At 67.0% G+C, this 23,905-nt stretch carries 10 protein-coding genes; 5 read left to right on the top strand and 5 right to left on the bottom strand.

Going from position 1 to position 23,905, the window contains the following annotated elements:
- Position 1 precedes the first annotated feature (1 nt).
- From MYSTI_RS40315 to MYSTI_RS40300, 4 genes are all read right to left on the bottom strand, one after another.
- Positions 2–1,045, bottom strand: coding sequence for a GspE/PulE/PilB domain-containing protein (locus MYSTI_RS40315; RefSeq protein WP_015353647.1), 1,044 nt, complete (start codon positions 1,043–1,045; stop codon positions 2–4).
- Positions 1,046–1,389: 344 nt separating this feature from the next.
- Positions 1,390–3,177: a signal peptide peptidase SppA gene (gene sppA, locus MYSTI_RS40310; RefSeq protein WP_015353646.1), complete on the bottom strand. Its 1,788-nt coding sequence runs from the start codon at positions 3,175–3,177 to the stop codon at positions 1,390–1,392.
- Positions 3,178–3,357: 180 nt separating this feature from the next.
- Complete coding sequence (locus MYSTI_RS40305; protein ID WP_015353645.1) at positions 3,358–4,026, bottom strand: metallophosphatase domain-containing protein; 669 nt, start codon at positions 4,024–4,026, stop codon at positions 3,358–3,360.
- A gap of 89 nt (positions 4,027–4,115) precedes the next feature.
- Positions 4,116–5,177, bottom strand: coding sequence for a coiled-coil domain-containing protein (locus tag MYSTI_RS40300; protein WP_015353644.1), 1,062 nt, complete (start codon positions 5,175–5,177; stop codon positions 4,116–4,118).
- A 265-nt stretch (positions 5,178–5,442) separates the two neighbouring features.
- Here MYSTI_RS40300 and MYSTI_RS40295 point away from each other — a divergent pair, with 265 nt between their 5' ends.
- Positions 5,443–8,259, top strand: a complete 2,817-nt coding sequence (locus MYSTI_RS40295) for a M16 family metallopeptidase (protein ID WP_015353643.1) — start codon at positions 5,443–5,445, stop codon at positions 8,257–8,259.
- 66 nt (positions 8,260–8,325) lie between these two features.
- Here the strand turns inward: MYSTI_RS40295 and MYSTI_RS40290 are convergent, their stop codons facing one another.
- Positions 8,326–9,552, bottom strand: coding sequence for a multidrug effflux MFS transporter (locus tag MYSTI_RS40290; RefSeq protein WP_015353642.1), 1,227 nt, complete (start codon positions 9,550–9,552; stop codon positions 8,326–8,328).
- Positions 9,553–10,316: 764 nt separating this feature from the next.
- On the opposite strand from MYSTI_RS40290, the gene mnmG reads away from it, so the two are divergent.
- From mnmG to MYSTI_RS40265, 4 genes are all read left to right on the top strand, one after another.
- Complete coding sequence (mnmG, locus tag MYSTI_RS40285) at positions 10,317–12,164, top strand: tRNA uridine-5-carboxymethylaminomethyl(34) synthesis enzyme MnmG (protein WP_015353641.1); 1,848 nt, start codon at positions 10,317–10,319, stop codon at positions 12,162–12,164.
- A gap of 97 nt (positions 12,165–12,261) precedes the next feature.
- Positions 12,262–12,915, top strand: coding sequence for a 16S rRNA (guanine(527)-N(7))-methyltransferase RsmG (gene rsmG, locus MYSTI_RS40280; RefSeq protein ID WP_015353640.1), 654 nt, complete (start codon positions 12,262–12,264; stop codon positions 12,913–12,915).
- A 1,948-nt stretch (positions 12,916–14,863) separates the two neighbouring features.
- Positions 14,864–15,256, top strand: a complete 393-nt coding sequence (locus MYSTI_RS40270) for a VOC family protein (protein WP_015353638.1) — start codon at positions 14,864–14,866, stop codon at positions 15,254–15,256.
- Between the two features lie 4,573 nt (positions 15,257–19,829).
- Complete coding sequence (locus MYSTI_RS40265; protein ID WP_044282631.1) at positions 19,830–20,162, top strand: hypothetical protein; 333 nt, start codon at positions 19,830–19,832, stop codon at positions 20,160–20,162.
- Positions 20,163–23,905 lie beyond the last annotated feature (3,743 nt).

Genomic DNA, 23,905 nt, shown 5'->3' with positions numbered 1-23,905 from the left:
CTCAGCTGGCGCGTCTGAGAAACGTGGCGTTGGCCTCCGTCGGCGCGAGCCGACGCACCGCGCGCAACAACAGGTCGGGGTCCACCGGGGCCGCCAGGAAGCCCCGGGCCCCCACTGCTTGAGCGCGAGGCAGGTCCACCTCGGGCGTCTTCCCCGCCACCACCACCTGGGCCAGCACCTTCCGTCCCAGGGACTCCATCGACGGCAGCGGCGTCACCACCACCTGCGTCTCATGCGACGCGAGGAGCTCCTCGGTGTTCGCCACCCGCGAGCTGAACCCCTTCCCCGTCAGCACCTTCACCAGCCCCGCCGCGGCCTCCGCGCCCCAGCCGTAGACCAGCACCTGCGCCATGGGCTCCGGACGCGCCGCCGTCAGCGTGGGCAGCTTCGTGTGCGAAGGCGCACGGGACGCCGGAATGACAGGCGGAGGACGCGCCGTCGCCTCTTCCAGCGAGGACAACAAGGGCAAGTCCACCGAGTCCTCGACCGGAGCCTCCATGGTCGTCAGCTCCGCCATGCTGCCACTGAGCACCAGCGGCATCTGCTCATCCGTCTCCGGCAGCGAGAAGCCCTCCATCCCAGGGCGGCGCTGCGCGGTGCTCGTCTCGCCCCGGTACATGCGGCCGATGGCGCGGCGGATGGACGTGTCCGTGGCCAGCTTCGCCACCACGCGCACCCTGCCCGTGACACTCTTCACCGCGTCCAGCGACGCGAGGCTCGCGGGCGCGGCCATGGCCACCACCAGCGTGTCGCGAGGCGCCTGCCCCTCCAGCCTCAGCGGCACCACGCGGTGCGCTTCCGCCACCCGCTCGGGAATCAGTCGGGCCAGCGCGGACTCCGGAGGTTGCGCATCCAGGTCTACCGTCTGCATCCCCACCTGCTCCGCCAACGCCTCCAGCACCTGCGCCGCCGTGCAGAAGCGCTGGTCCACCACCACCTGCCCCAGCGGCACACCCCACTTCCGCTGATACGCCAGCGCGGAGTGGAGCTGCAGCGCATCCACCACCCCACGCGCCAACAGGATGTCCCCCAGTCGCTTCTTCATCCTCGGCTCCTCAGGCCCCCCACGGCGGCCACCTGCCCCTGGGAACGCATTCGTCCAGGAAAATTGAACCAGCTCTACGCCTGCACCCACTTCGCGGCTACCTCGCCGACGACAGATGCTTCCGTCGCCACGACACCTGCAAGGCAGGGGCCCGATGGCGCTCCTCCCTCCGTGGCACATCCCCGCGTCTCCGCTTCAAGACGCGAGGCGTCTCGAGGAGCACGGCAACCCACCGAGGTGATTTTGAAACGGGCGTGAGGGTTCGAAGTTCTGGAACCCCGGCGTCTGGACATCACGCCCGTGCGTCCGGATGGCACGCACGGGCGCGGAAACCGGACGACCGGTTACCAGCGTGCTTCGGGCACGGGCGCGTAGAGCGTGCCTCGCTGGGGCTCGAAGACACCCATGCGCACACCCAGCTCGTTCACCACGCGGACTGCCTCGACGACCGGAGCCCACGGCATGGCGAGCGCGGTGGCGGAGGTGTCATCGCTGTTGTCGCCCGTCTCACCCAGGAACGACGACAGCACCTCCGCGGGGCTCTTCCGACGCGGGTACTCCTCGACCCGCACGGCGGCGTCCGCGGGAATCTTCGCGGCCTCCTTGGCCAGCGCCAGCGCCTTGGGATAGCCGCCCAGCGCGTCCACCAGGCCGTTCGTCAGCGCGTCCTCGCCCGTCCACACGCGGCCCTTGGCCAGGCCCTGGAGCTTGTCCAGCGGCATCTTCCGGCTGGCCGCCGCGCGCGTGGTGAAGTCCGTGTAGATGCGGTCCAATTCCGCGTCCACGCGGGCCTGCTCCTCCGGCGTATAGGCCGCGTCCGTGCTGGTCAGCATTGCGTTGCGGCCGAAGGACACCGTCTCGAAGTTGACGCCCAGCTTCTCCCAGAAGCCGTTCGTGACGAACTTGCCGTTGTACACGCCGATGCTGCCCGTCAGCGTGCCGGGGTGCGCGACAATCTTGTCCGCGTCCATGGCGACGAAGTAGCCGCCGCTCGCGGCGTACGTGCCCATGGTGGCGATGACGGGCTTGCCCGCCTCGCGCGCGCGCTGCACCTCGCGGCGCACGGTGTCGCTGGCCACGTAGCTGCCGCCCGGACTGTCCACGCGGAAGAGGATGGCCTTCACCCGCGAGTCCTCCACCGCCTTGCGCAGCGCCGCCGACACGCTGTCGCTGCCCAGGGACTGCTCACCGAAGGGGCTCGCGTCGCTCTTGCCGCGATTCACCGTGCCCACCGCGTACACCAGCGCGATGGTGTCTCCCGAGGTGTGGGGACGGCCCGCGCGCTCCAGGTACTTCTTCATGTACAGGAGCTCCGCGTTGTCGCCGGCCGCCTTCTTCTGCTCGGCATAGACCTCGTCGCGGTAGCGCAGGCCGTCCAGCAGCTTGTTCTCCACCGCCTCCGTCGCGAGCAGCGGCGCCCGGTCGATGAGCGCGCGCACCGCGTCCTCCGTCAGCTCGCGCTCCTCGGCGATGCCGCGCACCATCTGCCCGAAGAGGCTGCCGGTGAACTGCTTGGTGGCCTCCAGGTGCGGCCCCGTGTAGCCCTGCTCCGTGTAGGAATTGACGGCGTTCTTGAACTCGTAGCGCTTGTCGAACTGCGGCTTGACGCCCAGCTTCTCCAGCGCGTCTCGAGCAAACGGCGTCTCGAAGGCGATGCCCAGGATGTTCAAGCTGCCGGACGGCTGCATGTAGATTTCGTCGAAGACCGACGCGAAGTAGTACGTGCTGGTGCCGTTGCCCTCCTCGCCGAACGAGTCGGTGAACGCCACGGCCTTCTTGCCCTTCGCGCGGAAGGCCTTCACCGCGTCGCGGACCTCCTGCGTCGTCGCCGGACTGCCGGGGCTGGTGCCCACGCGCACGAGCAGCGACTTCACCCGGGAGTCATCCCCGGCCTTCTCCAGCGCGTCCACCACGTCGCGCACGGTGAGCGGCTCCTCGCCAAAGGCGCTCGACAGGGACGCCTCCGCGACGTGCTCGGGCAGGGGCCGGTCCAGGTCCATCTCCAGCACGAGCTGGGAGGGCACGCTCGGGCGGCTCATGGAGGCCAGCACGATGAGGGCAATCAAGCCCATCACGAAGAGAACGGACATCGCGCCGATGAAGGCGAGCGCGCCGACTAGAAATCGTTTCATCCGATGAAGCTCCTGAGTCCTCTGATGGACCGGACATGCATCCGCCCCGCGGTCCTTACTACTTAACGGGCCCAGGTGCCGATGCTTGCACGCCCCGGAAGGCCCCCTCGCCTTCCGAGCAACATTCCCTCTGGTGACGGGCCGCTGCGTCCCCTCACCGGACGGCGGGGGACGTCCCGGTCAGAGCGTCGACGTCCTGTCCATCGCGGCCTGGGGCTCCAGCTCCACCGTCACGGGGGGACGCAGCCCGAGCGGGAGCAGGTGGCAGTTGGCCACGTTGAGGAACCGGGTGGGCACGTCGGGCACCGAGTGCTCACCAAAGGACTCGTGGATGTGGCCGAAGACATGGAGGCGCGGCCGGACGTGCCGCACCCGGGCGAGCAGGTCCGCGCAGCCCACGTGCGCGCCCAGGAAGGTGCGGTCCCCCACCCCCTTCGGAGGGCCGTGGGTGATGAGGACGTCCAGCCCCTCCGGGATGAGGTTCCAGCGGGCCAGGATGGGCGCGCCCCGGTCGTAGTTGAACGCCATGCCGCCGAAGCGAGGCGTCACCGGCGAGCCCCACAGGCGCAGCCCGGAGACCACGAGCGCCTCGTCGTCGAGGTAGTGCACCCCCGCCTGGCGCGCGAGCTCCCGCGTCAGCGCTGGCTCCCGCTCGCAGATGAAGTCATGGTTGCCCGCGACGAACACCTTCTCGCGGGCGGGCTGGGTGGCGAACCAGGAAAGGAAGGACTCCAGCTCCGGCTGCTTCCCTCGCTTGGAGAAGTCGCCCGCATGGATGAGCACGTCGCAGGCGGGGACCTCCAGCTCCTCGTGTCGTCGGTGGGTATCGGAGATGAGCACCAGCCGCATACGTGTCCCTTCGTGGTCCGAAGCTACACCGACGCTGGCTGGAGCGCCGCGCTGACCTTCACCGCGGCGCTCCAGGGAGGCTCACGTGCTCAGTTCTTGAGGAGCTTCTTCAGGATTCGCTCATGGTCCTCCAGCCGTATCCGGGTGGAGCCCCAGTCGACGGTGAGCCGGGCGACCTTGTCGTTGACGTGGAACAACCCCTTGCGGAGCCTCGATGAGTCCACCCCCATCTGCTGGGAGAGTCGGGCCAGCGTGTCGACGGACTCCTCGAAGCCTGCGCGCAGTACAGCCGTCGCTTGGAAGACCGCGTTCAACTTCTCCTCGAGGCACTGGAACCGATGATCCGCGGCCTCGAACTTCGAGTCGGTGACCCGGCTGTGCTCCTCCAAGGAGTGGATGCGGTTGTCCATGGTCCCCACCCGCACCTCGACGGACTGGACCTTCACCTCGAGCAGCTCGGTCCGCTGGGTGACGGCGTCGACGTCATGTCTGACGGCATCCACCCTCTCCTCGAGCACCTCCGTCCTCGCTTCGACGACGTGCACCCGTTGCTGGAGCGTGCCGACGTCCTGTTGGAGCGTGCCGACGTCCTGTTGGAGCGTGCCGACGTCCTGTTGGAGCGTGCCGACGTCCTGTTGGAGTGTAGCGACGTCTTGCTGGAGCGTGGCGACGTCTCGTTGAAGGACGTCGACGTCCTTCCTCACCACGTCGACCTGCTTCTCGACGACGTACACCTGCTGCTTGAGGGCTCCGACCTCTTGCTTGAATGAGTCGACCTCCTCCTTGAGCGCGCCGACGTTCTTCTTCAGCGCCACGTAGCCTTGCTTGAGTGCGCCGACGTCCTGCCTCACCTCGGCGACCTCTTGCTTGAGCGCGCCGGAGTCTTCCTTCAGCGCACGCAGCTCGACCGCGTAATCCTGATACGCACTCCGGAGCTCTCGGAATGTCTCTCGGCTGTTCTGGAGGGCAGGTCTGACTTCACGATGACTCCGCTCGAGCGCATCCAGGTCCCCCCGCGTCCTCTCCATCTGCTGTGAGAGCACCTGGAGGGTGGCTCGCGTCTCCTCCTGCCCCTCCCTCAGCCGCCGGTCCAGCTCCTCCATCTCCCTTTGATACCGCGCGTCAAAGTCCCCACCGTCATGCCTCGCCATCCAGCCTCCTTCGAGCGGCCCTATGCCTTGCTCCCAGGTAGAGACACCCTACCAATCCGACCTGACATGGATGAAATCCACTCAACAACCTGGGAGGTAGTCGTGAAAGCCCAGACGACCCGGACGGTTCACCCCACGGAGTCGCCCTCCCCCTGCCCTGCCGCATCTCGGACGCTTGCTTGAAGGAATTACAGGGTTCCGGGATGGCGGACGCACCCTGGCGGGTTAGAAGCGCCATTCAAATCCTGTTCCCCGCGAGGACCGCATGAAGCGCCGTACCCGGCTTTCCCTGTTGGCTCCCCTGATGTTGGTGGCCGCCCCACCGGTATGGGCCCAGGCCCCTGCCCCCTCCCCGGCCGCCCTCCCCGCGAAGGCGAAGGCCCGCGGCTCGGCGCTTGCTCCCGTGGCGAGCGTGGAGGGCATCACCGAGTACCGCCTGCCCAATGGCCTGCGCGTGCTCCTCTTCCCGGACCCCAGCAAGCCCAACGTCACCGTCAACGTGACGTACTTCGTGGGCAGCAAGCACGAGGGCTACGGCGAGACGGGCATGGCCCACCTGCTGGAGCACCTGCTCTTCAAGGGCACCCCCACCACGAAGAACGTGCCCCAGGCGCTCACCGAGCGCGGCGCCCGCCCCAACGGCACCACCTGGCTGGACCGCACCAACTACTTCGAGACCCTGCCCGCCTCCGACGAGAACCTGCGCTGGGCCCTCTCCTTCGAAGCCGACCGCATGGTCAACAGCTTCATCGCGAAGAAGGACCTCGACAGCGAGATGACGGTCGTCCGCAACGAGTTCGAGGCCGGTGAGAACGACCCGGGCAGCATCCTCCAGGAGCGCGTCCTCAGCGCCGCGTACATCTGGCACAGCTACGGCAAGTCGACCATCGGCGCGCGCTCCGACCTGGAGAACGTCCCCATCGACCGGCTCCAGGCGTTCTACCGGAAGTACTACCGTCCGGATAACGCGATGCTGGTGGTGGCCGGCCGCTTCGACGAGGCGAAGGCCCTGGGGCTCATCCAGAGCACCTTCGGCAAGCTGAAGAAGCCCGCCGAGCCCCTGCCCGCCACGTACACCCAGGAGCCCACCCAGGACGGTGAGCGCGAGGTGACGCTGCGCCGCGTGGGCGACATCCCCATGATCTCCAGCGTGTACCACGTGCCCGAGGGCGGCCACCCGGACTTCGCCGCCATCGACGTGCTGACGCAGGTGCTGGGCGACAACCCCTCCGGCCGGCTCTACAAGGCGCTGGTGGAGACGAAGAAGGCGGCCAAGGCGCGCGCCTACAACTTCCAGTTCCGCGACCCCGGCATCATCGGCTTCGACGTGGACCTGCGCGAGGGCCAGTCGGTGGCGTCCGCTCGCGAGGCGCTGGTGAAGACGGTGGAGGAGGCCGCTCGCACGCCCTTCACCGAGGAGGACGTCACGCGCGCGAAGACGACCCTCCTGAAGATGATGGAGCTGACGCTGAACAACTCGGAGCGCGCCGCCATCGGCCTGTCGGAGTGGGCCGCCACGGGTGACTGGCGCCTGATGTTCCTGCACCGCGACCGCATCGAGGCGGTGAAGCCCACCGACGTCATGCGCGTGGCGGAGACCTATCTCAAGTCCTCCAACCGCACGCTGGGCACGTTCATCCCCACCGCGAAGCCGGAGCGCTCGGAGATGCCGCCGGCCGTGGACATGGCGAAGATGATGGACGGCTACAAGGGCCGCGCCGCGGTGGCGCAGGGCGAGGCGTTCGACCCCTCCCCCGCCAACGTGGAGGCGCGCGTGCAGCGCGGGGAGCTCGCGGGCGGCATGAAGTACGCGCTCCTGTCGAAGAAGACGCGCGGAGAGATGGTGAGCGCGTCGCTCTCCTTCCACTGGGGCACCGAGGCCGCGCTGAACGGGAAGTCCGAAGCGGCGGCGTATGCGGGCCGCATGCTGATGCGGGGCTCGAAGAAGCACACGCGGCAGCAGCTCCAGGACGAGCTCGACAAGCTCAAGGCGCGGGTGATGGTGGACGGCTCGCTCACGGGAGGCTCGGCGTACATCGAGTGCCCGCGCGCCAGCCTGCCCAAGGCGCTGGAGCTGGTGGCGGAGGTGCTGCGTGAGCCGGCCTTCGACGAGAAGGAGTTCTCCATCCTCAAGCAGGAGCGGCTGACGGACCTGGAGTCGCAGCGCAGCGAGCCGCAGACGCAGGGCAGCATCGCGCTGTGGCGCACGCTGTCGGGCCACTACGCGAAGGGCCACCCGTACTACGTGCCCACGCTCGACGAGCGCATCGCCGGAGCGAAGGACACCACGCTGGAGCAGGCCCGCGCCTTCCACAAGGCCTTCTACGGCGGCTCGCACGCGGAGCTGGCCGTGGTGGGTGACTTCGAGCCGAAGGACATCGTCGCGCTGTCCGGCAAGCTGTTCAACGACTGGAAGAGCCCCGCGGCGTACCAGCGCGTGCCGGAGGTGTTCGCCAACGTGGGCGCCAAGGCCGTCTCGGTGGAGACGCCGGACAAGGCGAACGCGTTCTACTTCGCGGGACAGTCGCTGCAGCTGCGCGAGGACGACGCGGACTGGCCGGCGCTGATGCTGGGCAACTTCGTGCTGGGCGGCGGCTTCCTCAACTCGCGGCTGGCCACGCGCATCCGCCAGAAGGACGGCCTGTCCTACGGCGTCTCCAGCAACATCGACCCGGGAGACCTGGACGCGGTGGGCATGTTCACCACGTTCGCCATCTACGCGCCGGAGAACGCGGCGAAGCTGGAGCTGGCGATGCGCGAGGAAGTGACGAGCGCGCTCGAGAAGGGCTACTCGGCCGAGGAGCTGGAGAAGGCCCGCTCGGGTCTGCTGGAGTACCGCCAGGCGGCGCGTGCGCAGGACGGCGGACTGGCGCGCAGGCTGTCCAACTACCTGTTCCTGGGGCGCACCCTCACCTTCGACGGGGCGCTGGAGCAGAAGCTCGCGAAGCTCAAGCCGGAGGACGTGCGCCAGGCCATGGCGCGGCACGTGGACTGGGCGAAGGTCACCCGGGTGAAGGCCGGCGACTTCGCGGGCGCGGACAAGAAGGCCAAGGCCTCCGTGAAGGCTCCGCCCGCGCAGTGAGGTGCTGAGCCCCTGAGTGGGCCAGTGCTCGAGCCCCGGGGTGCCATGCGGCGCCTCGGGGCTTTTTCATGTCCGCGGCGGCTGCTCCGTGCTCGCCGCCCGAGCGCGCGCCCGGTGCCCCACGAACCCGGCGAGCCACGCCAGCACGGCCGCCGCCGCGACGACGATTCCCATGGGCCTCGCGCTGCCGTCGTTGAGTGCGCTCACCGCCCAGGACGCGGAGGCCGCCGCGGCGAACTGCAGAGCCCCCAGCACCGCGGACGCGAGCCCCGCATGCGCGGCGTGCCGCTCCAGCGCGATGGCCGCGGCGTTGGGCCCCACGAGCCCCAGCGTCGGCACGAAGAGGAACAGCGCGGCGGCCAGTCCCCACAGCCCTCCCGCGCCGCTCCAGGCCACCGCCAGCACCACCGCGGCGCCCACCGCGTAGAGCGTCAATGCCAGACGCAGCATCCGGTGCAGCGGGATGAAGCCCAACAGTCTGCGATTGAGCTGCGCCATCACCACCAGCCCCACCGCGTTGGCGCCGAAGAACCAGCCAAAGCCTTGCTCCGTCACACCGTGCAGCGTGATGAAGACGAACGGCGAGCCGGCGATGTACGCGAACATCCCCGCATACGCGAAGCCACACGCCAGCGCGGGCCCCACGAAGTCCGCGTCGCGCAGCAGTTCCCCCATGCGCGCCCAGAGGCTCTTCGCCTTCGAGTGCGCGGGCGCCGTCTCGGGCAGCACCTTCCGCGTGAAGACCAAGGCCACCGCGCCAATGACAGACAGCAGCACGAAGATGGCGCGCCAGCTCGTGTGCTGGAGCACGAAGCCGCCCAGCATCGGCGCCAGCACGGGCGCCACGCCGACCACGAGCATCAAGCGGGACATCGTCTTCGCCGCCTCGGCGCCGGACCACAGGTCCCGCACCACCGCGCGCGGAGTCACCAGCGCCACCGCGCCGCCCAAGGCCTGGAGGAAGCGCATGGCCACCAACGCCTGCGCCGTGGGCGCCAGGGCACAGCCCAGCGAACCCAACACATACACGAACAATCCCGCATACAGCGGGCGCGTGCGGCCATACCGGTCAATCAACGGACCGGTGCAGAGCTGACCCAACGCCAGCCCCGCGAAGCACGACGCGAGCGTGAGCTGCACCACGGACTGCGACGCCCGCAGGTCCTCCGCGATGCGAGGCAACGCGGGCAGGTACATGTCGATGGACAACGGCGCGAACGCGGTGAGCGCCCCCAGCAGCAGCTCCAGCGACAACGTGCCCGACGCGGGCGGCTTCTTCGTGAGCGTGTTCATTCAGTTCCAAATCCAAGGCCCGAGGCACACCCGGCCGCCTGTCTGGCCACGCGGGCGGGACTCCAGCCCTCTCGAGCGGCACCGCTCGCGCGCACCGCGGGGCGACTCCTGGCTGGTTCTCCGAGACCTCGTCATCGAGTGCGCTGGATAGCGGGGTGGCCCGGTCCTGGCCAGTGCTCCGTCAGCCCGCCCCTGTGGGCCCTGGGAGCTGGGGCACCCCCCACCCACCGCCGCGACGCGGGGGAGGGGAGGGCACCGCTCCCGCGTAAGCCGGCATGTCAGACCCTCCGGCTATTCATATCCCCGTCGCGCACACGGGGGTGCAGGGCCGCTTCGAGACACGAGCTCTCGTCCTCCGTCGCGCCCTCACCGCACGGTCCGGTCCTCCCTCCGTGTGTGCGACGCCATGTAGGGGGAGCATGCGAGGGGGCGGGGGGCCGCCCCATTCGTCACCAGGGGGATGGGGTCCGCCGCGCTGCGGACCCGACAATTTTTCGACTGCCATCCAGGCCGGAGGGGGAAGCCCGTCGCACGGGACTGAACCTTCCGGAGGGTGGCCGGTGCGCGCGAGGCAGGCAGCTCCTCAACCCCTCCCACTGCCCGCCTCGCGCGCTCCCGTAAACCTTCCCTTTGCTTGCCAAGGGCGCCCACCGGAGACATACGGACTGCCGACAGGTCGCGGCGCGCGGAGCCAGGGTGCTCGGCGCCATGACGGAGCGGGTGCCGCGTCAGGCCTCGAAGCCCTCCGGCGACCCGTGTGAGCGATGGGACTCCGGTACGACGTCATCGTGGTGGGCCTGGGCCATGCGGGCTGTGAGGCGGCGCTCGCCTGTTCGCGCCTGGGCCTGGCCACGCTCGGCATCACCCTCAAGCGCGAGCGCTCCGCCGTCATGAGCTGCAACCCCGCCGTGGGCGGCACCGCCAAGGGCCACCTGGTGCGGGAGCTGGACTCGCTGGGCGGACAGATGGGCCGGGTGGCGGACCTCGCCGGCACGCACTTCAAGACGCTCAACGCCTCCAAGGGCCCCGCCGTGCAGGCGACGCGCATCCTGTGCGACCGCGAGCAGTACGCGGTGCTGATGCAGTCGGTCCTCTTCTCCCAACCGAACCTGACCGTGCGCGAGGGCGAGGTGTCCTCGCTCGTGGCCGAGGGCGGACGGGTGAAGGGCGTGGTGCTCGGCGACGGGACGCAGGTGTCCGCGTCGGCGGTGCTGCTGACCACGGGCACCTTCCTCCAGGCGCTGATGCACATGGGCGAGAAGAAGGAAGTGGGCGGGCGACTGGGCGACGACGCGGCGAGAGGCCTGTCGGATTCGCTGCGCGCCTTGGGCTTCTCGCTGGGCCGCTTCAAGACGGGGACTCCGGCGCGACTGGCGCGGGCGAGCATCGACTGGGACGTGGTGGAGCCGCAGCCCGGGGACCTTCCGCCGCGTCCGTTCTCCTGGCGCACGCGCGAGGAGTGGGCGGCCGGCGTGCCGTTTCCCCGCCAGCCCGCGGTGATGTGCGGCATGACGCAGACCACGCTGCGCACGCACCAGGTGCTGCGGGAGAACCTGCATCGCTCGCCGCTGTATCAGGGGGAGATTGTCGGCCGAGGGCCTCGGTACTGCCCGTCGCTCGAGGACAAGGTGGTGCGCTTCGCGAGCCGCGAGCGGCACCAGGTGTTCCTGGAGCCCGAGGGACCGGACTCCCCGCTGGTGTACCCGGCGGGCCTGTCGACGAGCCTTCCCGCGGAGGTGCAGCTCGACTTCCTGCGCACGATTCCGGGGCTGGAGCAGGTGGAGGTGGTGCGGTTCGGCTACGCGGTGGAGTACGACTACGCGCCGCCCACGCAGCTCAAGCCCACGTTGGAGACGAAGACCGTGGAGGGCCTGTACTTCGCGGGGCAGCTCAACGGCACCTCGGGTTACGAGGAGGCGGCCTTCCAGGGGCTGTGGGCGGGGCTGAACGCGGCGCTCCAGGTGAAGGGCGAGCCGCTGCTCCTCCTGGGCCGGGACGAAGCGCATGGCGCGGTGCTGGTGGATGACCTGGTGACGAAGGGCGTGGACGAGCCGTTCCGCATGTTCACCAGTCGCTCCGAGCACCGTCTGCGGCTGCGTGAAGGCAACGCGGACCTGCGGCTCGCGAGGCATGGGCATCGGGTGGGGCTGTTGCCGCGCGAGGCGCTCGAGCGAGCGGAGGCGCGTCAGAGGGCGGTGACGGAGGAGGTGACTCGGCTCAAGCGCACGGGGTTGGTGGCACGGCTGAAGCGGCCCGAGGTGACGTACGGGCAGCTCGGGGAGGGGCGCGAGGACTGGCCGGTGGTGCCAGCGGATGTGGCCGAGGAGGTGGAGGTGGAGGTGAAGTACGAGGGCTACATCGCGCAGGCGGCGCGAGCGGCGGCGCGGGAGTCGGAGGCGGTGGACCGGTGGAGGATTCCGGAGGGCTTCGCCTTCCGGGACGTGCGGGGGTTGAGCACGGAGGCGGCGGAGAAGCTGGCGGCGCACAAGCCCTCGACGGTGGGGCAGGCGCGGCGGATTCCCGGGCTGACGCCGGCCGCGGTGTCCTTGTTGCTGGTGGCCCTCAAGCGTTCCTCGGGGCCTTCCACGGGGAGCGAATCCCCCCCGGGTTGATCAGAACGGGGGTGTGGGAAACGTGTGGATAACTTTGGGGATAGAAATCCCCTGAATGATTCCGGAGGGTTAGGGCCCAGCCGGCGGTGGAGGTGCTGTGGATAACACGCGATTCGTAGATCTGCTGGCAACGGGGAGTCGGGCGCTGGGCGTGACGTTGGGGGCGGACGTGGGGCCCCTGTTGCAGCGGCTGATGGCGGAGCTGTTGAAGTGGAACGCGAAGGTGAACCTCACGGCGATTACGGCGCCGGAGGAGGTGCTGGAGAAGCACTTCCTGGACTCGCTCGCGGTGCTGCCGGAGGTGACGGGGGCGGCGTCGTTGTTGGACTTGGGGGCCGGTGCGGGCTTCCCGGGGTTGCCGTTGAAGATTGTGTTGCCGGCGTTGGGCGTGACGTTGGTGGACACCGTGGGGAAGAAGGTCGCGTTCATCAAGGCGGCGTCCGCGAGCCTGGGGTTGCAGGGCGTGCGCGGGCTGCACGCTCGAGCGGAAGGGCAGCCGGAGGTGGAAGGGATTCCGCGCGCGGAGCTGCTGATTGCGCGAGCCTTCATGGACCTGCCGGATTGGTTGGCCTTGGCGCCCGCGTATGTGGAGCCGGGCGGGCGCGTGGTGGCGATGCTGGGCAAGGCGCAGACGGACGCGGAGCTGGAAGCACGAGCGGCGGAGCGTCAGCTGCGAGTGGTGTCCGCGCGGGCGTACCGGCTGCCGTTCTCCGGAGCGGAGCGGCAGGTCGTGGTGTTCGCGAAGCAGTAGGGGAGGGGCCCCAGGCGTCGCGCCCGATGTTCGGGCGCTTGATGCCGGGTCTCTGGGTTCGTGAAGTGGAAGGGGCGGGGGCTCTGGTGTCGTGCCCGATGTTCGGGTGCTTGTGCTGCCGGGTCTCCGGGTTCGTGAAGTGGAAGGGGAGGGGACTCTGGCGTTGTGTCCGATGTTCGGGTGCTTGTGCTGCCAGGTCTCTGGGTTAGCGAAGCGGCAGGGGAGGGGACACAGGCGTCGCGCCCGATGTTCGGGTGCTTGATGCTGGGTCCCTGGGTTCGTGAAGTGGAAGGGGAGGGGACTCTGGCGTTGTGTCCGATGTTCGGGTGCTTGTGCTGCCAGGTCTCTGGGTTAGCGAAGCGGCAGGGGAGGGGACACAGCCGTCGCGCCCGATGTTCGGGTGCTTGATGCTGGGTCCCTGGGTTCGTGAAGTGGAAGGGGAGGGGGCGCTGGCGTCGGGCCCGGACTCGGGGTGCTTGATGCCGGGTCTCTGGGTTCGTGAAGTGGAAGGGAAGGGGGCTCTGGCGTCATGCCTGATGTTCGGGCGCTTGATGCCGGGTCTCTGGGTTCGTGCAGTGGAAGGGAGGGAGACACCAGCGTCGCGCCCGGACTCGGGGTGCTTGATGCCGGAACCCTAGGTTCGTGAAGTGGAAGGGGAGGGGACCCGTGTGCCGTACCCGGTGTCTGGGAACAAGAGACCGCGTCTCTGCGCTCACGGAGCAGAAGGGGAGGGGACTTTGGCGTCGCGCCTGGTGTCGGGACACTTGCTGTCGGGTCTCTGAACTCTCGGCTTGGGACGGGAGGGGGACTTTGGCGTCGCGCCTGGTGTCGGGGCGCCTGATGTCGCGTCTCTGACCTCACGGCGCGGAAGGGGAGGGGACCCGTTACTCGGTGGGTATGAGGGATTCGTCCTCGGAATCAGTGAGGGAGCGGGGAGGGGATGCCGTGCCTTGGATTGAGGGTGTGGTGCGCTGGCGCTCTGCTTTCACGAGCCGGAAGGGGAGGGGACGGGGACGCTCCGATGCGACGAGCTGGGTGCTTGGAGATGGAATCACTCAGCTGCGCGAACGCGGATGATTCGAGGGTATGTGCGGAGTGAGGACGTTAGGTTTTGGAAGGGAGGTTGGATGCATGCAGCCACTTCCGACGAGCAGTCCCGTTACTTGGGGAGAGCAGGAGCCGAGGGTCCCTCATGTCGCCGTGGCTCGAGTGTCTCGTGCTGACTTCGAGCGTCGCTGGGGACCTCCGCATTGGTCGAGCACACAGGATGACGGGGTGGACCCGACTGTGTCCTGGGGATGGCGTGCGGATTGCGGCCTCTTGCTGACCGTCTCCTTCGTGGAGCGGACGGGCGCCTTTCACGTCACGGTCCGAGAGGACGAACTGGACCACGCGCTCGCGCACCTGGATTGGTGGCGAGGAGAAGTGGTGTGGCGGTTCGATGAGGCCACACCTCGCTTGCGTGATGGCTGGGCGGTGTACCGGCAGGACGACACAGGCAACGTGCATGACGTCTGCGTGATGAGGAACCGAGCCCACGCGGAATGCCTGGCGCACAGACTGGAATCGAGGGCCCACAAGCAGTGGTACAGCGTCGAGGCAAGGGGCACCGCCGCGACCCGGCGTGGTCTGTAATCTGGAGACTGTGCGAGGGCCGCGAGGTCGCTTCATTTGTTCTGAGGACCGAGCGCTGCACGAGAAGAGAGCAGCCGGTGGAGGGGTGCTTTCGTTCGAACACGGAGCTCTGTGGAACGAAGGGTCGAGGTCCTCTGGATCGCCAGAGGAGTTGGACTCCTGAGGTCGTGTGCGGGGTGCTCGGACGGCGGACTGTTGATGAATGGAGCTTTCGTCATCCCGTTGCCGCGGACGAGCGCGAATGCGTCAGCCTGCGTGATGCTGATGCGCGGTGGGGCGGGGAGGGGGCTCGACTGAGGGAGAGGGACTCGAGATGAACGTGTACAAGATGAGAGTGGCGCGGCCGACGCGGAATCTCGAGCAGGTGGTGCGGTTCTATCGAGAGGGGCTTGGCCTCGAGCACTTGGGAGGCTTCGAGGACCACGAGGGCTTCGACGGAGTGATGCTGGGTGAGAAGGGCGCGCCCTATCACCTGGAGTTCACCGTGGAACGAGGACACGAAGCGCCGCGCTCGCCATCCGAAGACAACCTGTTGGTCTTCTATCTGCCTGAGCGCGCCGAGTGGGAACAGCGAGTGCGCCGGATGGAGCAATCCGGCTTCCCTCCAGTGCGCTCGCGCAATCCCTACTGGGACGCGAAAGGGAAGACCTTCGAGGACCCGGATGGCTATCGAGTGGTGCTCTACCAAGGTGAGTGGACCCGGTAGGGACTGCCCGAAGCCGAGTCGATGAGCAGTGTCGGCTCCGAGCCTTTCATCGAGGCCCACGAGGCGACGCTCCGCTGAGTGCATTGTCCATCACAGGTGCAACAGGGTGACGGAGAGCTTCTTTCCGAGCAGTCGGCCAACGTCGACGCGGGCACGCGAAGCAAATCCGAAGGATGCTCCGCATGTGGCCTCGCATGACACGCGAGGTTGGCCGTATCGCGAAAGCTGGTCGCGAACTCATGCAGAACGAACGCGAGGAGCGTGCGTCCATCAATCGGTGCCGACAGTGAGGGCCGTTGAGTCCGCGAAGTCGATGGCCGGCAAGGAGCCGAGCGGGCGCCGGAACGAAGTGAGCCATCAATGCATGCGCGCTGCTCTCCGCTCGCGGCCATCAGGGAGCGAGGGAGTCAACAGAGCAGGCGGAGACATGGAGGCCCAAGGGGCAGCCTGACGAACTGTCGCCACTGCTCCGCGGAATGAAAGGGACGAGCCCTCCTCACGAGTTGAATCAAGGGCAGCCCAAGTGGTTCGGCTTCTCATGTCGAGCGACGGTGTTGAAGGTCGCTGTGCATGCCGAGGGTCGGTGAAGCGATGTCCCGGGCAATCAATCTGCCGCTGGCTGCGCAGGTTGGTGGGGAGTCAGGAGCGAGCTCGAGTGCGTCGACGTCACCGATTCGTGCTGATGAGAGACTGCGATGCTGGGCGCTGAGTCGGTGCACGCTCGCCCCATGTCGTGATGGCTGCGGCTTCGTCATCGCGGATTCAAGCGGCGAGCCCCGATGCGCGTGAACGGAAACGCTGCGGATGGTTCTCGAAGATGGGGGACCCCCGGACCTATCGCTACTCACACGGCGATGCGTGTTGCTCGTGCGAAGCGTGGAGCCCGGTTCTCATGAGTGCTTCGGAGATGGCTTTCCATCTCTCCGTTGAGAGGCCGCGCGCCGGCAGCATCTCAATGGAGAGCCCCCGATGAAGAGGTCTGCCGATGTCCGAGGGTCACTCGGAATGATGCATGCGCTGACGCTCATGGAGTGTTCCGTGGCAGCAGTCAGTCGCGGGTGCCACGGAGTCCGACGCTCCTCAGATGGGCAGTGCCCACTGACTCATAGTCGGCAGGGTGGGGTGCGCCAATGCATCCCGTGCGTGCCCGTGAGGGTCGCGAGGAACAAGTCGAGCGCATCGGCGAGCGGCTCAAGTTGACGTCACGTGCAGGCGCACTCGCGACGGATGCGCGTCGCGTTCAATCCGCGTGCGGCCACGACTTGGAACAAGCGAGGGGCCGAGTGCCAGCATGACGCGCAGGTTCAACGGCACTGTCAGCCAGTGCGTGAGGAATGCCAGTGCATTGGCAGGTTCCTCGTGGAACGAGCATGCAGCTGACCCCACCATACCGAGTCCTGTTCATGCGGAGACGAAGCGGCCGGGGGGCATGCCGAAGATGTTGTGCCTGGTTGCCGCTGAGCAGATGGGCGAGCGCTTCGGATGAAGTGATGGAGCGGGAAAGACTCGGTCCCAGCGGAGTCTCGAAGCAGTTCGACCGGGTCGACACAACAGCGCGAGGTTGGGGGTGTGCAGCTCGTGGTCGACCAGGGCCTCCGTGCTCCTTCATCAAGAGTGCCGCAGGGGATGGTGAAGCTGGTTTGACGCGAGAGCGGGTCTGCATCGCCGAGACTGTGACCATGGGTGGCGCGATGAAGATGGCCGACTTTCCCGAAGACGAGTCTGCGCAGGCGAGTGCATCCGACAGAGGCCAGGGAGGAACGACCAGCGCTGCTGTCAGAACCAGAGACTCATCCTCAGTGGTTGTTGTCGTGGTCTTGTGAGGTGCACGGCAGAGTCGGTGAGCCTTCTTCATTCGATCCCCACGCGGAACGAACCCGTGGAGGTGCAGGCAGTGGGGCCTTCCTCCATCAAGCTTGTCGACCGGCATGGAGCCAGCCAATCCGCTGCCTGCTTGGTGCCGAATCATCGCGAGGGCGCGGGAGGACTCGCGGCGCCCCACGCCATCAAGCGCTGGTGGCTGTTCAGCGTGGGAAGGGGAGGGCGAGTGGGGCCCGCTTGTGGCGGTGTCAGCCAGGTAGTGGGGGTTCTGAGGAGACCTGACCGGGAAGGGGCGCGCCATGTTGAGCTCGCGGGGCTGTCTCCTGCTCACTTGTGTGCCGCTCTGCCCGTGGTTCAGGTTCCGCAGGGGCGCTCGAAGAGTGCTTCCTGCCAGACCTCAAGCGCCATCGAATGGGGTGCCGAGCAGCCAGGCGATAGCAACTTCGCGCTCCACACGGACGGCGAGCAGCTGAGCTCTGGCGCAGGTCGATGGTTTCTCACCCTCATCGCGGTCCCAAGGGAAAGAGGTGAGGGCTCTCATGCTCAGGTGGACGACCCGCTCCACAGGGATGGGAAGTTCAGCGATGGAGCAGTCGACCTGACGAGCGCTTCGGCCGAGTTCGGATGCACGCGGTCCACACGAAACGGCGAACAGATTGGGAGGTCTTCAAGTCGCCTCCAGGAGTGGGGCGTGGAGCGAGGTCCCTCCGCCTGCTCCACATGGCTGATGAGCCAGCCCACGAAACGACCTTCCTTCTGGATGGGCCACCCGACCAACGAGTGATGGAGTCGTTCTGTTGCGGTGGATGCGGACCCTGACGCGAGTCACCGCGTGATTCACAGCGAATCGGTGGGTCCGCTCGCAACTCGGCTCAAGAGGTGGCGCCAGGAAGAGAGTGCCACCTGGTCCGGACGGAACTCGGACCCCGGTCGTGAGGAACTCGTCGGCGTGAAGTCAGTGCCCACAGGCTTCAGGGCATGGGGCTCCTCCGTCCACCAAGTCACCCAAGGAGATGAAGGCAGGAACCTGAGCGATGGCTGCCGCGAGTTCCCTGTGGAACCGAAGCAGGCATGCGAAGAGGTCTTCGAGGTGGCGGGCGCAGTGGCGAGCTGTCGGTCCCGACGTTCCACGTGGAACCGATGCACGCGTGAGAGGTCGTCAAGGTGACGCGTGTGGTGGGGAGCTGCCGGTCCCGACGTTCGAGGCGGAACCGAAGCCGGCGCGTGAAGATGCGTTCAAGGTGATGGGTGTGGCGGCGAGCTGCCGGTCCCGGTGTTCGAGGCCGAATCGAAGCCGGCGCGCGAAGAGGTCTTCACGGTCGCGCGTGTGGTGGCGAGCCGCCGGTCATGGCGTTTCAGGCAGAGCCGAAGCCCACGCGCGAAGAGGTCTTCACGGTCGCGCGCGTGACGGCGAGCTGCCGGTGATGGATTTCCAGGTGGGACCGAAGCACGCACGAAGAGGTCTTCAAGGTGGCGGGCGTGGCAGCGGGCTGTCGGTCCCGACGTTCGAGGCGGAACCGAAGCCGGCGCGCGAAGAGGTCTTCACGGTGACGGCCGTGACGGCGAGCCGCCAGTCATGGCGTTCCTCATGGAGCAGATGCACCCACGAAGAGTCCTTCAAGCCGATGGCCGTGACGGCGAGCTGTCAGTCATGGCGTTCCACGTGGAACGGTGACGTGGCGCTCGAGAGTCCGCACGAAGTGGTGGTGCGGAGCCGCGACCACGGCGCATGTCGCGTTCCACGTGGAACAGGCGAAGCGGTCATCAGGTGAGCGGATGGTCGTTGCGAGTTCGACGCGGAGCCGAAGCAGGCACACGAAGAGCTCTCCAAGGTGCGCGGCACGTCCGCGAACTTCTGGGCATGACGAAGGCACGCTCAAGCCACCGCATGCGTGGGGATGCCGGGCCGCGACCACGCATGCCGCGTTCCACGTGGAACAAGTGAAGGAAGCTGCTGACCAGGGCGAACTTGGAGTCGAGGGTCGCCGCGTGTTCCACGTGGAACCTGCGCAAGGGTGAGAAGCAGCCAGCAAGGCATGATGCATGCCCGCGGAAATCGGCGGGCGGCGTTCCAGGTGGAACAGGTGAGAAGAGGCGAGCGAGCTGACTCATGTGGTGGTGAGGCTGCGCCACGAACACCGCCCCGGTCGCGTTGCACGCGGAACCTGCGCGAGGCCACGAAGTGCTCATCCGGGTACGCAGCAAGACCACGAACCTCAAGACGAGGCGTTCCACGTGGAACAAGTGAAGGGCGCTGCTGACCGGCGAGAAGGGTGATGCGGACGCTGAGTTGCGGGTGCCCACGTGTTCCATGAGGAACCTGAGCAAGGTCGCGAAGCGCTCATCAGGGCAGGCAGATGGACCAAGAACATCGGGGTTCGACGTTCCACGTGGAACAGGCGAAGGAGCCTGCGAGCAGGTTCATGTGGTGGTGAGGCTGCGCCACGAACGCGGACCCGGCCGAGTTCCACTGGCCGGCGCGAAGGATGGTGCGAGCGCTGAGTGGAGGGTCGCCGCGTGTTCCACGTGGAACTTCAGCAAGCTCGCGAAGAGGCCATCAAGGCAGGCAGCTGGAGCGCGAAGAACTGGATGCGACGTTCCACGTGGAACAGGGGAGCGGCCTGCGAACGGGTTCATGTGGTGGTGACGCTGAACCACGAACATGGCCCCAACTGCGTTCCACGTGGAACAAGTGAAGGGGGCGACTGGCCGGCGCGAAGGATGGCGCGAACGCTGAGTGGACGGTCGCCGCGTGTTCCACGTGGAACTCGAGCAAGGCCGCGAAGCGCTCAGCAAGGCAGGCAACTGGAGCGCGAAGAACTGGATGTGGCGTTCCACGTGGAACATGGAAGCGGCCTACGAGCTCGCTCATGTGATGGTGATGCTTCGCCACGAACACGGGCCTGATGGTGTTCCACGTGGAACAAGCGAGGCGGTCTTCACGGCACTGCGGAGGTTGCTTGAACCACGCGGTGGCGGACGTCGCGTGTTCCACGTGGAACCGAAGAAGGTGCGTGAAGAGGCCTTCTTGTTGAAGGACGCGACCGCGAACTTCTGGCCGCGACGTTCCACGTGGAACAGGTGAAGAAGCCTGTGAGCTGGCTCTTGTGGTGGTGATGCATCGCCACGAACACGGGCCTGATGGGTTCCACATGGAACACGCGAGGCGGTCTTCAAGCAGGCACCGCGATGGATGGTGCGAACGCTGGATGGAGGGTCGCCGCGTGTTCCACGTGGAACTCGAGGAAGGCCACGAAGAGCTCATCAAGGCAGGCAGCTGACCGCGAACATCGGGGTTCGATGTTCCACGTGGAACAGGTGAAGAAGCCTGCGAGCTGGTTCATGGGGTGGTGATGCTGCGCCACGAACACGGGCCTGGTCGTGTTCCACGTGGAACCGAAGAAGGTGCATGAAGTGGCCTTCTTGGTGAACGGCGTGACCACGGACTTCTGGGCACGTCGTTCCACGTGGAACACGTGAAGAGGTCTTCAGTCAGGTGGTGTCGGGCACGAAGTGATGACCGCTCCGTGTTCCACGTGGAACCTGCGAAGGCTTGGATGGAGGCCCGCATGACAAGGCAGCGCTGCCGCGAGGTCGGGGCAGGGCGTTCCACGTGGAACACGCGGAGGGGTCTTGATGCAGGTGGTGGTGATGCCGGGCCACGAACACGACCCTGGTCGCGTTCCACGTGGAACAAGGCATCTCCTTGAAGAGGCAGTCATCGCTCGATGCCGCCCCTGAACCGACGCGTGCTCGTTCCACGTGGAACACGTGAAGAGGTTTTCAGGCAGTGGGTGGTGGGCGCGAAGTGATGGCCGCTTCGTGGTCCACGTGGAACGGGTGAGGAGGCTTCACGCCTCCGCATGCGGTGATGGTGCGGAACCTCATGCCTGTCCCTTGTCGTGTTCCACGTGGAACCTGGCGTCGCGATGAAGAGGCGGCCATCGCGGTGGGCCAGGCATGAACCGCCGCACGCTTGGTCCACGTGGAACGGGTGAGGAGGCTTCACGCCTCCGCATGCGGTGATGGTGCGGAGCCTCATGCCTGTCCCTTGTCGTGTTCCACGTGGAACCTGGCGTCGCGATGAAGAGGCGGCCATCACGGTGGGCCAGGCATGAACCGCCGCACGCTTGTTCCACGTGGAACGGGTGAGGAGTCTTCACGTCGCCGCATGCGGTGATGGTGCGGAGCCTCATGCGTGTCCCTTGTCGTGTTCCACGTGGAACCTGGCGTCGCGATGAAGAGGCGGCCATCGCGGTGGGCCAGGCATGAACCGCCGCACGCTTGGTCCACGTGGACCGGGTGAGGAGGCTTCACGTCGCCGCATGCGGTGATGGTGCGGAGCCTCATGCCTGTCCCTTGTCGTGTTCCACGTGGAACCTGGCGTCGCGATGAAGAGGCGGCCATCACGGTGGGCCAGGCATGAACCGCCGCATGCTTGTTCCACGTGGAACACGGAAGAGGGCTTCATGCGGTTGTCGGTCGGCACGAAGTGGTGGCCACTCGGTGGTCCCCGTGGACCCGACGAGGCGACTGCGAGCAGCTCGATGCGGTGGTGAGGTGGAGCCTTGGTGGCGGCGATGAAGACGTGGGCATCGCGCATCGGCCGGCCTTGGGCCGCCACGCATCGCGTTCCACGTGGAACCGGCGAGGCGACTGCGAGCAGTTCGATGCGGTGGTGAGGTGGAGCCTTGGTGGCGGCGATGAAGACGTGGGCATCGCGCATCGGCCGGTCTTGGACCGCCACGCATCGCGTTCCACATGGAACCGGCGAGATGACTGCGCGCAGTTCGATGCGGTGGTGAGGTGGAGCCTTGGTGGCGGCGATGACGAGGTGTCATCGCCCATCGGCCGGACTTGGACCGCCATGCATCGCGTTCCACGTGGAACCGGCGAAGCGGGCTTCATGCAGTTGGGGTGGAGTGCGAAGTGATGGCCGCTCCGTGTTCCACGTGGCACGGGTGAGGCGACTTCGAGAAGTCGCATGTGGTCGTGATGCGGAGCTTCGGACCAGCACATGGTCGTGCTCCGCGTGGTCGTAGCTGCGCGATGAAGCGGTGGTCATCGCGCATGGGCGGCGGTTGAACCGCCGCGTGCCCGTTCCACGTGACACTCGCGAAGAGGTCTTCAGGTCGCGGGCGATGGGCGCGAAGTGATGAGCGGTCCGCGTTTGATGCGGAACGGCCGAGGCACCTTCAATCAGCTGCATGTGGTGGTGATGGCGGAGCCTCGTGGTCAGCGCGATGAAGAGATGCCATCGCGCATCGGTGGGTCTCGAAACCTCATGCGCCGCGTTCCAGGCAGGGTGATTTCATGCCGCGGCGTGCGGTGGTGATGAGGGGCCTCGGGCACGCACCTTGTGGCGGTTCGGGGGAACCTGGCGGCACGATGAAGCAGTGGTCATCGCTGGCTGCCGGCCTCGAGCCTCCATGCATCGCGTTCTGCGTGGAGCTGGCTGGGGCCGCTCCGTGTTCCTCATGGAACCTGCTCAGCGCTGGATGGGGGCCGGCTGTTGAGTACGGCAGTCCATGTGGAGCCGGCGACAGGCGCTTCGAATCACCACCTGTGGTGCTCGTGCCGCGCCTCGTGTCGATGCCTGCACCTGTTCCAAGAGGAGTGCGAACCGCTCACCGCGGACATCAGTTGATGGGGATTCGCGCTGACGTGGTTCCACCTGGAGCCGGACTCCCTTCAAGGCAGCGAGGCGAACCTCATCGCGACTCCGTGGACTGTGTTCGCATCGATGCTGGGGTCCACGAGTCGGAACCACGAAGGCATCTGGTTGCCACATCGGATGTCGGTGGCTGAGCCCAGAATGCTGGTGGCGACAGGTTTCGTGTGGAACCTGTGCTGGAGGCTTGGTCGTGAAGCGGCAGCCTCGGTTCATCTGGTCACCGCGTTCCAAGTGGAAGAGGCGAAGCGGTCACCGTGCTTCACGAAGTAGTGATGGGCTGCGCGGAACTTAAGCCGGCTCATGATGAGGCTCGCTCGGCGAACCTCGCGACCGCGACCTTTCTATGCGGGGCCCACCGGAGCCAGGTGAAGAGGGCTCCGCATCGCGGGTCGTGGTGCCGAACCCTGGATGTGGACCGTGACTTGTTCCTGGTGGGGCGCGAGTTGCTCAGGTCTTGTGATGGCTGCGGGTGATGCGAGCCCGCTCGTTTCCAGATGAGGCGCGGTGGGGTGGGGGAGCATGAACTCGACCGTCGCCTGCTCCATGTCGTGCTGGGCTTGGCCGCGAAGGACTCCAGAGGGCGACCGACACGATGGTGTTCACGTGGTCAGGATCTTCCACTTGGAGCCGGGCATGAGTGGCTTGGCGTGGCCGAGTGAAGTGGCGATGCCGACCTCGGAACGTGGACTGCGGCGCGCTCGACATGGACCGCGAAGAGTTCGACTCATGAGGCTGCGGGAGCTCAGGTCGCTCCACGACTGAACGTGATGAGGACTGCTCCCTTTGGGGCGATGGTCCTGAGTTGATGCTGTTCCCAAGCGGAGTCCGGACTCAACCGCGATGCGGTCGGCGTACCGTCCGACCTGGGGACTCGTGGTCAGAGCTTCTGAAGGAGTCGGGTGATGAGCGACTTCGCGGAGCCCGACGAAGTCGCGACGCAGAACACAGAAGGTGGATGGTGCCGTGCCCTGCATGAACGGATGGCGCGCGGCTGATTGAGGCCATGCGGATTGGCGCGCAGACCGCAGAACGTGACGTGTTCCGCGGAGCTTCGAGAGGTCGAGCGGATTGGCGCGCAGAACGTGACGTGTTCCTCGGAGCCTCGAGAGGCCGAGCGGATTGGCGCGCAGAACGCAACGTGTTCTGCAGTGCTT

This window comes from Myxococcus stipitatus DSM 14675 (genome assembly GCF_000331735.1).
In the GTDB taxonomy this organism is placed as follows: domain Bacteria; phylum Myxococcota; class Myxococcia; order Myxococcales; family Myxococcaceae; genus Myxococcus; species Myxococcus stipitatus.
The sequence above is the reverse complement of the archived record's forward strand: the minus strand, read 5'-3'. Positions and strand labels throughout refer to the sequence as shown.

Excerpts from the sequence above, each read along its gene's own strand:
- MYSTI_RS40315 (WP_015353647.1), bottom strand. The coding sequence starts at position 1,045 with ATGAAGAAGCGACTGGGGGACATCCTGTTGGCGCGTGGGGTGGTGGAT.
- sppA (WP_015353646.1), bottom strand. The coding sequence starts at position 3,177 with ATGAAACGATTTCTAGTCGGCGCGCTCGCCTTCATCGGCGCGATGTCC.
- MYSTI_RS40305 (WP_015353645.1), bottom strand. The coding sequence starts at position 4,026 with ATGCGGCTGGTGCTCATCTCCGATACCCACCGACGACACGAGGAGCTG.
- MYSTI_RS40300 (WP_015353644.1), bottom strand. The coding sequence starts at position 5,177 with ATGGCGAGGCATGACGGTGGGGACTTTGACGCGCGGTATCAAAGGGAG.
- MYSTI_RS40295 (WP_015353643.1), top strand. The coding sequence starts at position 5,443 with ATGAAGCGCCGTACCCGGCTTTCCCTGTTGGCTCCCCTGATGTTGGTG.
- MYSTI_RS40290 (WP_015353642.1), bottom strand. The coding sequence starts at position 9,552 with ATGAACACGCTCACGAAGAAGCCGCCCGCGTCGGGCACGTTGTCGCTG.
- mnmG (WP_015353641.1), top strand. The coding sequence starts at position 10,317 with ATGGGACTCCGGTACGACGTCATCGTGGTGGGCCTGGGCCATGCGGGC.
- MYSTI_RS40270 (WP_015353638.1), top strand. The coding sequence starts at position 14,864 with ATGAACGTGTACAAGATGAGAGTGGCGCGGCCGACGCGGAATCTCGAG.